The following is a 16,561-nucleotide window of genomic DNA, read 5'->3' as shown; positions in this document are numbered from 1 at the left end:
AAGCGCTGCGTCTCTCAACCTCTAGTGAATTATTTACTTAAAAAACTATTGCACTAGGAGAAGTGAAAGAGGAGTAAATGAGAAGAACCAAGCCAGTAAACGAGTATTTTGTCACTGACTCTAAAAGCGTAGCGTCTCTCAACCTCTTAGTGAATTATTTATTTAAGCCATTATTAATTAATTTTATAGTTAAACTCAAATTCCACACATAAAAAAACGGCGCTAAATTTAGCACCGTTTTTATAAGCAATTAGAAAAAAATTACGCTTTTTTCTCTTCACAACTTGCTAGGTATTCGTCAAACGTACCTTGGAAGTCGATTACTTTTTTATCTTTGATATCAATGATACGCGTAGCTAATGACGATACAAACTCACGGTCATGGCTTACAAAAATAAGCGTACCTTCAAAGTCTTTAAGCGCATTGTTAAGCGCTTCGATGGCTTCCATATCCATGTGGTTTGTTGGTTCGTCCATTACAAGCACATTAACGTCTTGCATCATTAACTTACCAAATAACAGGCGGTTTTTTTCACCACCAGAACAGTTACGCGCTTTTTTGTTTGAATCGTCTGCTGTAAACAACAAACGGCCTAACATGCCACGTACCATTAAATCGTTATGCTTAGCTGTACGCCATTGCGACATCCAATCAAACAACGTTAAATCGTTATCAAAATCTTTTGTGCTGTCTTGCGGGCAGTAACCAAAGGTCGCATTTTCAGACCATTTAATTTCGCCTTCATTACTTTTAAGCTCGTCTACTAAACAGCGTAAAAATGTTGTTTTACCCACACCATTTTCGCCAATTACAGCAAGCTTAGCGCCAGCTTCTAGTAGTAAGTCGCCACCAGTAAATAATGTTTCGCCATCAAAACCATGGCCAAGCTTATTAACTTCAAGCGCTTGACGATACATTTTTTTACCTTCGTCAAACGAAAGTGATGGGCTCATACGGCTTGAAGATTTAACTTCATCAAGCTTAATTTTATCCATTTTTTTAGCGCGCGAACTTGCTTGTTTAGCTTTAGAAGCGTTAGCACCAAAACGGTTAACAAAGTCTTGTAGCTCGTCAATTTCAGCGCTCTTTTTAGCGTTTTCAGCTAAAAGTTGCTCGCGTTGTAAGCCCGCAGCTTCTAAAAATTTCTCATAGTTACCAGGGTAAATACGTAATTCGCCGTAATCAATATCGGCCATATGCGTACATACCGAGTTTAAAAAGTGACGGTCATGCGAAATAATAATCATCGTACATTTACGTTTGTTAAGCTCGTTAGCAAGCCACGTAATTGTATGAATGTCCAAGTTATTGGTAGGCTCATCCAGTAGCAAAATATCAGGATTTGCAAATAACGCTTGTGCTAAAAGTACGCGTAGTTTCCAACCTGGAGCAACGTTTGCCATTAAGCCGTAATGAAATTCTTTATCGATACCCGCTTCAAGCAAAATTTCTTCAGCGCGGCTTTCTGCCGTGTAACCGTCCATTTCAGCAAATACGCTTTCAAGATCGGCTACTTTCATGCCGTCGTCTTCGCTCATTTCTGGTAACGAGTAAATACGTTCGCGCTCTTGCTTTACTTTCCAAAGCTCCACGTCGCCCATAATTACCGCGTCTACAACGCTGTATTGCTCAAAAGCAAACTGGTCTTGGCTTAGGTTACCTACTTTTAACCCTGGAGTAATAGATACATTACCCGCACTTGGAACAAGCGCACCGCTTAAAATTTTCATGAAAGTCGACTTGCCGCAGCCGTTAGCGCCAATTAAACCGTAACGGTTACCGTTACCAAATTTAGCTGAAATGTTTTCAAACAACGGCTCTGCGCCAAACTGCATCGTAATATTTGCGGTGGAGATCAAAAAGGGTAATCCTAGATTAGTACTGACAGGAGTACGCTGCAGCAAAACGCCACAAACAAGAACCAGACAATAGGGTAAATTAGCTGGCGGATTATACAGATCAGCCACAACGAATGAAAGATAAAAGGTAGCTAATTTATAACCAAGCGAAAATAACGGCAATTCTCAATTTTAAGTCACTATTTTTAGCATAAGTGGCGTTAGGTTTACCTATAACAGGAATATAAATAACCACTACCGCCAATAACATTAAATAAGTGTTGCAGCCAAATAGCCAAGTTACTCCCCAAGCTTTAATGCACAGGCTGATAAATTAACTTTATAGCGGCCGCATTTTTGATAATTAGTTGATTAACAGTCGCCACGTCATCAAGAGTTAGCGACTCTTTACTTAGCATAAAATGCACGTTGTTAATGTTAATCGGTGTAATAGACTTTACCTGCGTAATAGAGGGGTGTTTTTTTACAAAGTACTGTGCAACAGCAGAGTCTTCAATAACATAGTCAATTCGTTTTTTATCTAACATGCTAAATCGATTATTTGCTTGGGCAGTAAGCACCACCTGTGTTGGATACTTAGTTTTTAGCTGTTCAAGCTCGTTACCAAAAAAGCTCCCTCGGTTAATGCCAGCTGTAAACTTTTTACTAAAAAGCTCAGCTAAGCTTGTTACATCAGGCGAATCTTTATGTTTATAAAGCCGCATAACCTCGTCGCGGTAAGGCAAACTAAAATGCGCGTATTGAGCGCGTTGTTCTGTATAACTTGCCGCGTAGGTTATATCTACTCGGCCATTTTTAAGCTCAGCCTGAACACGTGAAAAACTCGGGAAATAAGTCCATTTAATACAAAATTTTGAATCTTTAAAAATAGCGTCTGCAGCATCCACTTCTGCGCCTAAAAATGTATCACCTTGTTTAACAAGATAAGGCGGCCAATTGGTTTCGTTAGTGCCCATCACCAATGTTTTTGTACATGCTAAGGCATTAAATTGAGTAAATAACAGTGTAGTAAACGCTAAAAATAAAGTTTTCATTACACTCCTTAAATTAGTGTTCAAACAACGCTTTAAGTGCTGTTTTATTTTTATTTATATATTCATTAATTACCGCAAGCTCAGTAACCGACACCGTATTTTTGCTAAACATTAAGTAAATGTCATCCTTGTTTACATACTCAATACTGGTTACTAATTTTATGTTAGTGCTTTTTTCACCAAAGTGAGCACCTACTAATTCGTCTTCAATAGCAAAATCAATACGTTGTTTATTAAGCATTTCAAAGCGCTTACTAGTTGCGCTGGTGTATTCAATTTGTTTTTTATATTTAGTTTTATATTGCTCAAACTCTTCGCCGTAGTAGCTCCCAAAGTTAGCGCCCACGGTAAGGCCTTGTTTAAAAATATCTTCGAGGTTTTTAACGTTATGCTGATTGTTTGTATTTTCGTACAAACGCATAACTTCAGTTCGGTAGGTATCACTAAAGTGCACATATTTAGCGCGTTTATCGGTATAACTTGCTGCCCATCCTAAATCAATACGGCCGTATTTAAGCTCAATAAAAGCCCGCTTAGAATTTGGTAGTAACTTAACTTCAAAACAAAAAGGGGAGTCAGCAAATATAATGTTAAGCGCATCAACCTCCGAGCCTTGCAGCTTACCGTTAATACCCATTACATAAGGCGGCCAAAAAGCATCGTGCGATGCCACGCTAAAGGTTCTCTCACAAGCAAATACATTAAACGGAGTCGTAAACAGCAAACATAAAAATACGGTAATTAATTTATTCATTGCGCCTCATAGTTATTATTTTTGCTTATTATTACAACAGTATAAACCAGCTTTCGTATTTTAGCGGCGCGGGATTGTGTAAAGATGTAAAAACCATCCGTAATTATGAGAATGCCCACTATGTAGGTGTTTATAGAAAGGTGGTTGTATTTTATATTTTATACAGCGTGTGTCACTCAGCATCAGTGCTTAATAACAACGGCGTATTAATTTAAAAATTTCTACTTATTAAGCCTATATTTAATGCGCTTGTTCCTGTAGATTAAACAAATAATGAATGCAGTATTAACAGTGTCTTAGCTGTTAAACGATTAGCCAAGGAGCGGTGAGTCTCGTGTCAAACACCACACTTACTTATTACAACCAAAATGCCAAAGCTTTTAGCGACTCAACACTTAACGTTGATATGTCGGCGCTTTATGCTGAGTTTTTACCGCACGTTGCACAACACGGTAGTGTTTTAGATGCTGGTTGTGGCAGTGCGCGAGATGCTGCTTTTTTTAAAGCGCAGGGTTTTACTGTAAGTGCGTTTGATGCAAGCCCAGTGCTGGCAGAGTTGGCAAGCAGTTACTTACAGCAACCTGTAGCGGTTAAAACCTTTCAAGAGCTTAAATGTGTAAATCAATACGATGGTATTTGGTGTTGCGCTAGTTTATTGCACGTTCCGAAGGCTGAGTTACCGCAGGTGTTTTTAAATCTACAACTTGCGCTTAAACCGAATGGCGTTTTGTATGTATCGTTTAAATATGGCGATACAGAGCGTGTGCATAATGGTCGTGAATTTACAGATTTAAACGAAAATGCTTTAACGCATTTACTTAGCCATACGCAGTTAAAAGCCATTAAACAATGGCAAAGTGTTGACAAGCGCCCAGAGCGCGAAAGTGAAGTGTGGCTAAATGCGCTTATTAAAGTAGTGCACGCTTTATGATTGGAGCAATGCAGCAACAGCTCGACTTTATTGCGTATATTCAGCGTTTATTAGTTGAAGGTGACTTTAGCGCTACTTATAAATATGCATTGTTACACGCAATTGCTGATGTGTGTGTTGAGCATAAAAATAGTAATCCCGAAGCTCCAATGGAAATTGAAATCGACACTTTGGTTGATAAGTTTATTCAACTGTATTGGAATCATTCAGTGCCATATGCATTGGGCACAACAGATATAATAACCAATGCCGAAGATATGTTACTTAAGCAAAATAGCTTAGGCCAAGCAAAGTTCATTACCGAGATATTTAAGCTGCAAAATGCAGGTATTAAAAGTTATAACGCATTCAAAAATCATCAGCAATACAGCAAAGTAATAAGCTCATTACGGCGTACATTTATTGATGGACCTCTTTGGCGCTTGCAGTTACTTTCGGGAAAAGAAGAGTGCTTTTTATATCCTCATACACTTTTAGGTAAAGGCAGAGAGCCAAAGCGAATTGTTTTAAATGTAGGTATTGCTCAGTGTTTTAGGCGTTTTTACGATTTGGTTGTGCATCTTAGTGTTACTGAATGGGTAGAAAAAGTACAAACAATAAAAGCGAATCAAATGTTATTGGGATCGCAAAGCCAGCTACAAGAATTTTTGTTTGGTACTAATAGAACTGCTTTAAAAGTAGTTGCGCCGCTGCTTATTGATATTCAAAAAGGGCTTTGCTTTTATTGCCAAAAACCAATGAACCTAAAAAACGAAAAAGAAACTAAAAAAACACCAGAGGTCGATCATTTTATCCCGTTTAAGCGCTATCCAAACGACTTAGCACACAACTTTGTTGCTGCGCATGCTGATTGTAATAACAATAAGCGAGACCACCTCGCAGCATTCGCTCATCGCGACCGCTGGCTAGAACAAAACCTCGATACGCATAAAGCCGAAATCGCCAATAAACTCCAACCTTACTTTTATTGTGATTCAGATAAGTCACTTGCAGTAAGTAATTGGGCATATCAGGTTGCGCAGGTTAACAGTGCAAAGTTATGGGTAAAAAAAGGTTATTTTGAAGCGGCTAGTTTTAAATATCAGCGACGAAGTACAGGGCTGGATTTAGTAGCGGAAGAAAAGCCAAGGTATGACGTGTAATGAATAATTTGTAGTTCGTGCCGTAGGCGTGAGTTTATCTCGCTTTAATTTGTAGGCGCTGAGCTTGCTCGCGCGAAAAGCGAAGCTTTTAAATTTCGGTGTAATTAATGTGTAGGTGCGATTTTATATCGTGCTCATAAATTGCTGTATGAGTTTAGGGATTTTAAAACCTCTATTCGAGGTTATATCGCGTTGGCGATGGCAACCAAAAGGCGGCTGCCGCCGACCGCCCTTTGGAATCCCACGGCGCACCCGAGGATCACACTTTATCTTCAACTTACGTTAATGATGTGAACGTAATCAGCGTAGATAGGCCATCCGTGGCCAAGCTACGCTTTGTACAGCATCCATGCTGTAAATTACTCATCATTAACTAAGTTTCAGGTGTGATCACGGGGAATTGGAGTGTGTTGGTAGATTGGTGTTTATGAATGTAGGCGGGAGTTTATATCCGGCTTTTGACTTGTAGGCGCTGAGCTTGCTCTCGCGAAAAGCGAAGCTTTTAAATTTCGGTGTAAGTAATGTGTAGGTGCGATTTTATATCGCGCTCATAAATTGGTGTTTTATCGTGGGGCTTCAAGGGATTAAAAACCTCTATTCGAGGTTATATCGCGTTGGCGATGGCAACCAAAGGGCGGCTGCCGCCGACCGCCCTTTGGAATCCCACGGCGCACCCGAGGATCACACTTTACCTTCAACTTACGTGAATGATGTAAACGTAACCAGCGTAGATAGCCCATCCATGGCCAAGCTACGCCTTTTACAGCATCCATGCTGTAAATTACTCATCATTAAGTAAGTTTCAGGTGTGATCACGGGGAATTGGAGTGTGTTGGTAGATTGGATCTGAACCTCAATTATAGAGGCTCATTTGTAGTTTTTTAATAAAAGGTATGTATTTTGGAAATATCTATTGGGCAGGTTTTAAGGTACAAAAAACCAATTAATCATGAAAACTTGATTGAGGATGGATACACAAACTTTCATTATTTAGTCCATAAAGCAAGTGTAAAAAAGCTTTTATTAGAAAAAGGTATTAATCAGTCTGCTTCTATAAAAACATCTAACAAACAAGATGTTAGGCCTGCAATATTAATATCAAGTAGCCCAAATAAAAAAGGATCAGCAGAAACTCCTTGGGAGGATTACTATGACGTTGATAATGGCCACATACGTTATTACGGTGACAATAAACTAACGGGAAAGTCACCCGAATCAGCACCTGGTAACAAAGCTTTACTTGAAGCATTTCAGTTAGCACATTCCCACGACCCATTAGAAAGACAAAAGACACCTCCTATATTATTTTTTAAGCGAGAGACTATAAATGGTGTTGCTAAGGGGTATCCAAAGTTTATGGGGGTGGGTGTTATTGATAGTATTGAACTCGTGACCCAATGGGATAATAGTAAGCAAACAACGTTTACTAACTATGCATTCGATTTCACTGTTTTAAATCTACAAAAAGAAAATGAGCTTTTTGAGTGGGAATGGATAAATCAGAGAAGAGAGGTTGGTTTTTCTCTTAAAGAAACAAATTTATTAGCCCCTGTTAGCTGGCAAATATGGCTTAAGAAGGGTAATGATGCTCTAGCTAACTTAAGACGAAGGGTATCTACCTTAAGGCTAGTTAAAGCTGTCGATCAAAAACCCAAATATAATACAGAGCAAGATATAACACTCAAATTTATTTATAAATATTACGATGGGAAAAAGCATAAATTTGAAGCTTTAGCGGAGGAGATTGCAGCAAAAGTTCTCGATGAAGAATATGGTATTTATACAAGAGGTTGGGTAACTAGAGGATCAAGTGATGGAGGTGCCGATTTTGTTGGAAAAGTGACGCTCGGATCTGGTTTTTCATCGTGTGACTTAATAGTTATAGGTCAAGCAAAATGTGAAGGCTTAAATACTCCAACAGGTGGTAATCATATAGCACGAACTGTAGCGAGATTGAAAAGAGGGTGGTTAGGCGTTTATGTTACTACTAGCTATTTTTCAGAATCAGTTCAAAGAGAAGTAATTGAAGATAAATACCCGATAGTTTTAATTCACGGTAAAAGGTTGGCTGAAGAAGTGAATAAGATTATTTATGAGAGTAATCAGTTTAGTTCTGTCTCAGAATACCTCAGCTCACTAGAATTGAACTATCCTAATCGAATTAAGCAACGCAATCCGGAAGAAATTTTATATTAAACCTTTCTTTTACAAGCTGGCTTAGTTAAGTATAATTCTGCGCCTTATAACTATCTAAAAACAGCGGTATATGACTAAATTAACAGCAATAGATCTATTTTCAGGCGCCGGCGGCTTTTCTTTAGCCGCTCATGAGGTCGGTTTTGATATCTTAGCTGCTGTAGAATTTGATCAACACGCTGCAAATACATACCAGCGTAATATTGTAGAGCGTCTTGGGGCTAACACTCATGTTTATGCTGAAGACATAATACCACTCAAAATAGATGCCTTAATGAGTGAAAAAGGCCTCAAGTCAGGTGATTTAGATCTTTTGCTTGGTGGGCCACCATGCCAAGGTTTTTCAACACACCGAATAAAAGGTCGTGGAGAAGACGATCCCCGCAATAAGCTTTTACTAAGATATTTTGACTTTGTAGAAAAGTTGATGCCAAAAGCGTTTTTAGTTGAAAATGTGCCCGGTTTACTTTGGCCTAGACATGCTTTGTACTTAAATAAGTTTCTAGAATTAGCTAACGAAAAAAAATATAAAGTTATTACTGATAAACCATTAATCATAAATGCAAGAGACTACGGTGTTCCTCAAAGCCGCAGGCGTGCTTTTATTCTAGCTGTTAGAGAAGATATTGATATTGAAAATCTTGAATGGCCACCAAAACCAACTCATATAAAACCTGACTTTGATAAGCCCCTTACAAAAAACATATGGAAAAGTGCCTCAATCGCTTTTGAACGGCCTGCTGAAGAAGTACTAAAAAACCTAGTGCCTCGTATGAGTAAAGTGCTTGGTTGGGACTCAGCTAAGTCTAGGAAGATCGTTGAATCATTAGAATTTGGCAAGCCATTAAAAGAGAGCGATTCTTGTAATATACATATGAATCACCAACCATTTATGGTTGAGCGTTTTAACGATACTGAATTGATGGGGAGCAGGGATGAATTAGAGTTTACGCTACCATGTCATCAAAATGGCTACTCGGGTCATAAAGATGTTTATGGAAGAATATATTTTCATACTCCCGCAAATACTATTACGACAGGTTGTAATAATCCTTCCAAAGGACGTTTTTTACACCCATGGGAAAATCATGGGATAACGCTTCGTCATGCTGCGCGTTTACAAACCTTCCCCGATGACTATCAATTTCTCGGTGGTGTTATGGCTGCTGCAAGGCAAATTGGTAACGCAGTTCCAGTTGATTTAGGTAAAGCACTAATAAATAATATAAAAAAGCATATTTTGGGACAAGTGTACTTCTAGTAAATGCACGCTACGATTAGAAGTTAAATGAACCAATCTATTATCCACTTTACCCAAAAAAAATACTTAATCGATTAATCAAATAAAATTTCCTTACTTTAATAATTCTTTATTTAATATATTAGAGGTAATACTATGTTGCTAAAGCAATTAATGTGTAGTCGAAATTGAAGTAAAATCGGGTAAAGATTTTTCAATTTGTAACTTTAGTTTTTTAAGGATTTAAAAATTAAATGGCAAAAATGACTGTAAGTGCAAGAGCTGTAGACATGCTTGGTAGGCAGCAAATAGCTGGTATCCCAACAGCGATACATGAATTATTTAAAAATGCACATGACGCATATGCTCAGAATGTTGAGATTGACTATTTTAGAGACCAAAATCTTTTTACTTTAAGAGATGATGGGGTCGGGATGACTGAAAATGATTTTATTAGTAAGTGGCTGACTATTGGGACATCTAGTAAATATGGGCTGAACCGTAAATCAGAATATATACCTGAGGGTATGATAGAGCGGAAGCTTATGGGGGAAAAAGGTATTGGTCGCTTAGCGATAGCTTCTATTGGAAGGCAAGTTATTGTTTTAAGTCGTGCAGAACGAGCAGATGGGTTACATGATCTTGTAGTTGCTCTAGTACATTGGGCCCAATTTGAGATTCCTGAAATAAGTATTTCAGATATAGTTATACCAACTAGGACCTTTCCAAAAGGAATATTACCGAATAATACTGATATTCAGAGTATGGTAGATGAGCTTGTTACTAATTTAAAAGAGCTTGGTAATAAAGTACCCTCAAATTATATGGATTTAATTATCCAAGACTCTAAAAAATTAACATTTTCTCCCCAGATCCTTTTTAATAACTTGCATAAAGAATCAACCGAAAACTGGCAACGGGCTTTAGATGCAGGGGATATATCTGAAATTAATACTCCACCTCTTTTAGATGGCTTAGGGCGAGGTACTCATTTCATAATAATGCCTTGCGATGAAACGTTAAATTCAGATATTAAAACGAATGATACAGGTACTACTGAGTTACAAAAAATACTAGTTGGATTTTCTAATTCTTTAGTGAGCCAAAAGCGCTTTTCACTTTCTACTAAGTTCAGATTACATCAAGGTACGGCTGATCCAGAAGAATTAATTGAAGATGGCTTCTTTACTCTCGAAGATGCAATGAGTGCAGATCATTATATTGAAGGTAAATTTGATGAGTACGGCCAATTTAAAGGGGCTGTTACAGTTTATAAAGGTGAGGCCCAAGAACATATCATTAATTGGAACGAGAGTTTCGGTGCAAAAACACGTTGTGGACCTTTTAAAATTAAATTTTCTTATCTTCAAGGTACAGCTTCTGAAAGTCTAGTCCCTACACAAATATATACCGACATAAAAACGAAGTTAGGCATGTATGGAGGTCTATACCTTTATAAAGATGGTATTCGCGTTTTACCTTATGGGAAACAAGAGTTTGACTTTTTGAAATTTGAGGAAAAAAGAACAAAACGAGCTGCAACAGCCTTTTTTTCTTATCGTCTTATGTTTGGTGCAATTGATATAGAGCATGAGCAAAACAATAATTTAATAGAAAAAGCAGGTCGAGAAGGTCTTATTGAGAATCTAGCATATCGTGAGTTCAAAGGTATATTAGAGAATTTTTTTGATCAGTTAGCCGCTGATTTCTTCAGGGATAGTTCAACGAATGATCGTTTCAATGAGATAAAAACTGCTTTAAAGAATGAAGTTGCAGCAGAAAAAGCTGCTTTAGATAGACGGAAAAAAAATGTCGGTCCAAAAAAATTAAAATTTGAAGAAGAGCTAAAGTTATTTTTTGAACGATTTGATAATAATTACTTCTCGGCTGAGGTCGTGACCATAATTAAAACGATTGAGTCAGAAATAGAAAAAGTAAATATCAATTGGGATGATAAAGACAAATATAATTTTGTTTCAAGACTTAGAAATTATATAAAAGATAGTTACAAAAAGGTAATTGAAGAATCTAAAGTTACTAAACCTAATATAGGTTTAAATAAAGATTTAAATAAGGATTGGGAAAGCTATTTAAAAACAAAAGAAAAGCTTAACCATGATGTTATCGAACCTAGTAAAATTAGTGTGGAAAGTAAACTAGCAAATTATATTGAAGATAATAACCTTTCATTTTCATTAAGAGAGCGTGTTAGTGAGGTATTAGAAGAGGAAAAAAAATCACTGAAAAAGAATATATCTCAATATAAAAATGAACTAACGAATAATGTTAGTGAAATCAATGCTGTAATAAAAGGAAAGGCGAGAGTAAAATCAGGTGAGCTAAGTAATACATTATCTGAGGTAATGGCAAATATTAATTCAACTCCAATTGATACACTTTCACCTGAAGAGTCAGCTTTTTTGATTTCTAATTGGGAGAAAGAACTTGAAACTGTTTCTCAAGAAACAGAACAATACTTTAGCAAGATACGTGATGCAGTTGAAATGGTATTAGGGGAGCTTAAAGATGATGGCTTAAATATTTCAGATACTTTAACTGCATTAGAAAATGAAAATGAACAAGTTAAAGATTCTTTGAATCAATATTTTGATTTCGCCCAGCTTGGTATGTCATTAGGTATAATACAACATGAGTTTAGTAGCACTGCTCGTAATGTTAGAAGCTCAATTAAATCTCTTAAGCCCTGGGCTGATAACAACCCTAAGCTAAAAACTTTATATTCAAATATCAGTAATAGTTTCTCTCATTTAGATGGTTATTTAAAAATGTTTACACCATTAAACAGAAGACTATATCGGAATAAAGTTGATCTTACCGGCAAAGAAATTAAGAATTATTTGCTAGATATTTTCAAAGAAAGGTTAAGCAGACATTTGATTGAATTTGAAGTGACAAATTCGTTTATAAACTCGACAACTAGAGTTTTTCCTTCAACATTCTTACCTGTATTCATAAATGTTATTGATAATGCTATATATTGGCTAAATACCCAATCAAACAGTGAAAATAAAAATAAGAAAATTATTTTAAATACAAATGAGACTGGCTTAACAATAGAGAATAATGGTCCGTATATCCCCACTATTGATAAAGACAGAATTTTTGAATTTACTTTTTCAAGAAAAGAAAATGGCAGAGGGATGGGATTGTATATTTGTAAAGAGACCTTGAATAGAGAGGGTTTTGATATTGAACTAATGACTGGAGGAAGTAGTGAATCTCCATGCTTTATTGTTAAGCAACTCGATAAGGATATTAAAGAATGACAGCTTTTAATGAGCATTGTAATGCAATCGTTAAGGATTACGTGCAAACAGTACTGATAATCGATGATCAAGCTGGATTAGGCTTAAATACAGCATTTGACTTAGAGCCAATAGAAGATCCAACCAGTAACAATCCCTTATTAGAGTCAGAAAATAAAAGTCAATCATCAGAAATTGGTGATTCAACTGAAATGCCACTAGTAGAAAGTCATCAGTTAGATGCTTTAAAGCTTACAAACGCATTTTATGAAAATGGTATTGTAGCTGGTTTATATCAGCCTCAAATTACTAATGATGATATTAATGATTTTGCTACGAAAGCTGGGAAAGTGGCAGCTACAGCGGATATAATTATTTTGGATTGGATGCTAAAAGGAAGCGACGATAGTTATAGTAAAGCAATAGTCAAGAAGATACTCGAATCAGACCTTGAGTCTGGAGGGCGAATAAGGAATATCATTATTTATACTGGTGAAAATAACTTATCTGAATTGAGAGATTCACTGCAAGTTGAATTAAATAATGAAGATGTTAAATCCTCTGGTGAATTTCAGTTATCAGCACAAAATTTGAAAATTTCTTTTTATAACAAACCTGATTCTGGAGGTCGAAGGGAGCGAGAAATTTCTGAGGTAGATCTACCCCTAAAAGCTCTTGAAGAGTTTGAAGCATTAGTAAATGGTCTTGTTCCTACTTTTGCGATGAAAGCCGCTGCAACGATTAGACATAATACTGGAAGGATATTAACCAGGTTTGATAGCGAGTTAGATACCGCTTATTTAGCTCATCGTGCTCTACTCCCTAAAGTTGAAGATTCTGAAGTTTTTATGCTAGATAATTTTGTATCTTATCTGAGAAACATATTAGCTATTAATAAAGTAGATAAGACAACATTAGATAAAACTGCTATTGAAAAGTGGGTCGATGATAAATGTGAATCTATTTCTAAAGAGTTTATATCTAAAAATAAACCTTATACTTTGACTAATGATGATTTTAAAGAACTTATAACAAAAGGTTTTCTTTCAGATATAGGAGTGGTGCTGGAAAAACATGTATCTCCTAAAGAAACTCAGAAATTTACTGAAAGTAAAAAAAGCATTTTAAGTTTAACCAGTTTATTAAACATAATAGACAGCCCTAAATCAGTCGATGATCACTCAAAAAACTTATCTATCTTGACATCCTTCCGAAGAACTTTTGAAGACCTGCTTATAGACATCGAGCTACCATATTTGACTCAAGGCACAGTACTCTATAGTTTTGATATGGGCTGCTTTTTACTCTGTGTAACCCCAAAATGTGATACAGCAAGAATTGATAATTCGCGGATGTTTTCTTTTACAAAACTCACAAGGTTATCTAAAGGTAAACAATTTGACCTTGTTTTACCTGTCATGTCCTCCCTCGAAAAAATAATAAATAGTTCATTAAAGGCAGATGAAAATGTATTACTTGAGCAGTTAGGTTATGATCCTGATCAAGAAGATATACTTGAAAAAGATAGACACAGAGATATAGAGAAAGACTTAGCAAATATAAGGAAGTATTTTTACTCTGGGAAAGTCTTTGTAAAATCAGAAAGTTCTTTTTTTGATTTAGTGCATGTTGAGTTTATGAGTGATGTAACTAATAGGGTAATGCCAATAAAAGCAGAAGATGGTACTTTAGAGTACAAATCTACAGATAACTCGAAATATGTTTGGATTGGAGATCTTGAAGATTTAGATACCCAAAATAGGGTTAGTAATTTAGTCGGTAATTTAAATAGAATTGGAACAAATGAAGTTGAATGGTTAAGAAGGCAATATCAGTAATGAACTAATGAGCATTAACTCATTATTTAATTAAAGGCCGCTGCCAAGAAAATTCCCCCGTGATCACATCCGAAATTTTATTAATGATGAGTAATTAACAGCATGGATGCTTTTAAAAGCGTAGCTTGGCCATGGATGGCCTATCTACGCTGGTTACGTTCATATCATTAATTTAAATTGAGGAATTAGTGTGATCCTCGGGGCGCCGAGAGATTCCAAAGAGAAGTCGGCGGTTACTTCTCTTTGGTTGCCATCGCCAACGCGATATTTGTATATTAAATCGCAAACCAAAAGCGCGAGGTAAACTCCCGCCTACAATTTAAAAGCTACGCTTTTCGCGCGAGCAAGCTGAGCGCCTACAGCTGTTTAGGTGAACTTGTTTGTTGGTGTTGAATGGGAGCTATAAGCTAGTTACTAAATAACAAAGCGCGATGTAAAATCGCACCTACAAGTGCTAAAGCTTAATAGGTGTACTTATCTCACAATCTCCGCACACTAAAGAGTAATTTTCTTTACGTTTACTTGTTTTAGTATTGTTGCTTGAACATTTAGGGCATGGTGATTTCATTGGTGTATTTGCACTGCAATTACCGCATTTTACAAAGTAACCATAACGACCGGAAAGAGGCTGTAAATTACTCGAACTATTACATTGCTTACAAGCCCCCTGTGTCAGGATAGTTGTCGCCTCTAACTTTTAATAGAGGCAGATAAAATGAGACGTCGATTTACACAAGAATTTAAAGTTCACGCTGTTGAAAAAGCATTATCTCAATGTGATGATGTTCGCCTAGAAGATATTGCGCTAGATTTAGGCATCGGTTATTCAACCTTGCAACGATGGATCGCGCTTGCTAAAAACCATGAACTTGAAACTAAAAATAATGGTAGTCACATGACAACAGAAAAACGCCCTCATGACTGGAGCTTAGAAGAAAGGCTTAACGCCATTATTGAATGTGCGAGTTTAGATGAAGCAGCTCTTAATGAATATTGCCGTGCTAAGGGGCTTTACCCGCATCATATTAAACAATGGAAGCAAGATTTTGCTAAAGGGCCTTCAACGAAGCCCGTAAAATCAGACAGTAAACAGCTCAAACAAGAAATTAAGCAGCTTCAAAAAGAGCTTAATCGTAAAGACAAAGCGTTAGCAGAAACAGCCGCCTTACTCGTACTCAAAAAAAAAGCAGATGCGCTTTGGGGTTTCAACGAGGACGATTAACCAGCTCAACTGAGCGTCATGAATTGATAAAGCTCATTACCGACGCGCAGAAATCAGGGGCAAGGCAAGAAAAAGCATGTGAGTTACTTGGTCTAACGGCAAGAACAATTCAACGCTGGATTGAAGCTGATGATATGACAGATAAGCGAACAAGTACGATAAAGCGACCACCTAACAGGCTAACTGAATTAGAGCAACAGCGTATAATTAAGACGGTTAATTCAATAGAATATGGGCATTTACCACCCAGCAAGATAGTCCCTAAACTATTGGATAAAGATGTGTGGATAGCATCAGAAAGCTCGTTTTATCGCGTTATGAAATCGCATAAATTATTAACACACAGAGAAAAAGTTAAACCAAATAAAAAGATAAAAAAGCCAAAAGCACTCAGGGCAACACGTGTAAACGAAATTTATACATGGGATATCACGTATTTGCCAACAGCTGTTAAAGGTCAGTTTTTATACTTATATTTAGTGATGGATATTTATAGTCGAAAAATAGTTGGTTGGCAGGTTCATGACACACAACTAAGCACACTGGCGGCTGATTTAATGGTAGATATTTGCAGGCGAGAGCAGGTAAAGCCTGAGCAAGTCACGCTGCACTCGGATAATGGCAGTCCAATGAAAGGGGCAACGTTATTAGCGACATTGCAGGAGTTAGGTATTGTTCCTTCATTTAGCCGACCGTCTGTGAGTAATGATAATCCTTATTCTGAATCGCTATTTAAGACGTTAAAGTATCGCCCGGAATACCCTGAGAAAGCCTTTGAAAGCATGGGTAGCGCAAGAAAGTGGGTTAGCGGATTTGTTGATTGGTACAACGATGAGCACTTGCACAGCGGTATTAAATTTGTCACGCCAAACCAGCGTCATTTAGGATTAGATAAAGCGATACTAGCGAAACGTCATCAGGTAAATGGGATGGCGAAATTACAGAATCCAAGTCGTTGGTCAGGAAAGTCTCGAGATTGGACGATGATCAATGAAGTAAATTTAAATCCAGAGAAAAAAGAAGCAATGCGGGCGGCATAAAATTTAATTTGATGCGACAACTAACTTGAAAAACTCCG

At 36.9% G+C, this 16,561-nt stretch carries 10 protein-coding genes; 7 read left to right on the top strand and 3 right to left on the bottom strand.

The window, feature by feature from the left end; genetic code table 11:
• Nucleotides 1–261: 261 nt before the first annotated feature.
• The 3 genes from L656_RS0112130 to L656_RS0112120 form a co-directional block, all read right to left on the bottom strand.
• Complete coding sequence (locus L656_RS0112130) at nucleotides 262–1,860, bottom strand: ABC-F family ATPase (RefSeq protein WP_076915768.1); 1,599 nt, start codon at nucleotides 1,858–1,860, stop codon at nucleotides 262–264.
• 293 nt (nucleotides 1,861–2,153) lie between these two features.
• Complete coding sequence (locus tag L656_RS0112125; protein WP_024599408.1) at nucleotides 2,154–2,894, bottom strand: substrate-binding periplasmic protein; 741 nt, start codon at nucleotides 2,892–2,894, stop codon at nucleotides 2,154–2,156.
• A gap of 13 nt (nucleotides 2,895–2,907) precedes the next feature.
• Complete coding sequence (locus tag L656_RS0112120; protein ID WP_024599407.1) at nucleotides 2,908–3,648, bottom strand: substrate-binding periplasmic protein; 741 nt, start codon at nucleotides 3,646–3,648, stop codon at nucleotides 2,908–2,910.
• A gap of 334 nt (nucleotides 3,649–3,982) precedes the next feature.
• Between L656_RS0112120 and L656_RS0112115 the strand changes: the two genes are divergently transcribed.
• The 7 genes from L656_RS0112115 (at nucleotide 3,983) to L656_RS0112080 (ending at nucleotide 16,523) form a co-directional block, all read left to right on the top strand.
• A complete protein-coding gene (locus L656_RS0112115) occupies nucleotides 3,983–4,579 on the top strand; it encodes a class I SAM-dependent methyltransferase (RefSeq protein WP_024599406.1) in 597 nt (198 codons plus the stop codon).
• A complete protein-coding gene (locus L656_RS0112110; RefSeq protein ID WP_024599405.1) occupies nucleotides 4,576–5,721 on the top strand; it encodes an HNH endonuclease in 1,146 nt (381 codons plus the stop codon). Before L656_RS0112115 ends, L656_RS0112110 begins: the two co-directional genes overlap by 4 nt.
• Before the next feature lie 900 nt (nucleotides 5,722–6,621).
• Nucleotides 6,622–7,917 (top strand): restriction endonuclease, encoded by a 1,296-nt coding sequence (locus tag L656_RS0112105; protein ID WP_024599404.1) that lies wholly within the window; start codon nucleotides 6,622–6,624, stop codon nucleotides 7,915–7,917.
• 70 nt (nucleotides 7,918–7,987) lie between these two features.
• Nucleotides 7,988–9,178, top strand: a complete 1,191-nt coding sequence (locus L656_RS0112100; protein ID WP_024599403.1) for a DNA cytosine methyltransferase — start codon at nucleotides 7,988–7,990, stop codon at nucleotides 9,176–9,178.
• 233 nt (nucleotides 9,179–9,411) lie between these two features.
• Nucleotides 9,412–12,444, top strand: coding sequence for an ATP-binding protein (locus L656_RS1000000122790; protein WP_024599402.1), 3,033 nt, complete (start codon nucleotides 9,412–9,414; stop codon nucleotides 12,442–12,444).
• The gene (locus L656_RS0112090; protein WP_024599401.1) at nucleotides 12,441–14,261 is read left to right on the top strand and encodes a response regulator receiver domain; all 1,821 of its coding nucleotides are present in this window, start codon (nucleotides 12,441–12,443) and stop codon (nucleotides 14,259–14,261) included. Before L656_RS1000000122790 ends, L656_RS0112090 begins: the two co-directional genes overlap by 4 nt.
• A gap of 715 nt (nucleotides 14,262–14,976) precedes the next feature.
• Nucleotides 14,977–16,523, top strand: a protein-coding gene (locus L656_RS0112080; RefSeq protein ID WP_139016066.1) for an IS3 family transposase whose coding sequence is annotated in 2 segments (ribosomal slippage) — nucleotides 14,977–15,436 and nucleotides 15,436–16,523 — 1,548 coding nt in all. Because the reading frame shifts where the segments join, the coding sequence is not laid out codon by codon here.
• The last annotated feature ends 38 nt before the right edge of the window (nucleotides 16,524–16,561 follow it).

Origin of the sequence: Pseudoalteromonas sp. TAE56 (assembly GCF_000497955.1) — a bacterium.
GTDB lineage: Bacteria > Pseudomonadota > Gammaproteobacteria > Enterobacterales > Alteromonadaceae > Pseudoalteromonas.
Note: the sequence above shows the minus strand (reverse complement) of the source record. Positions and strands in the feature narration are given on the sequence as shown.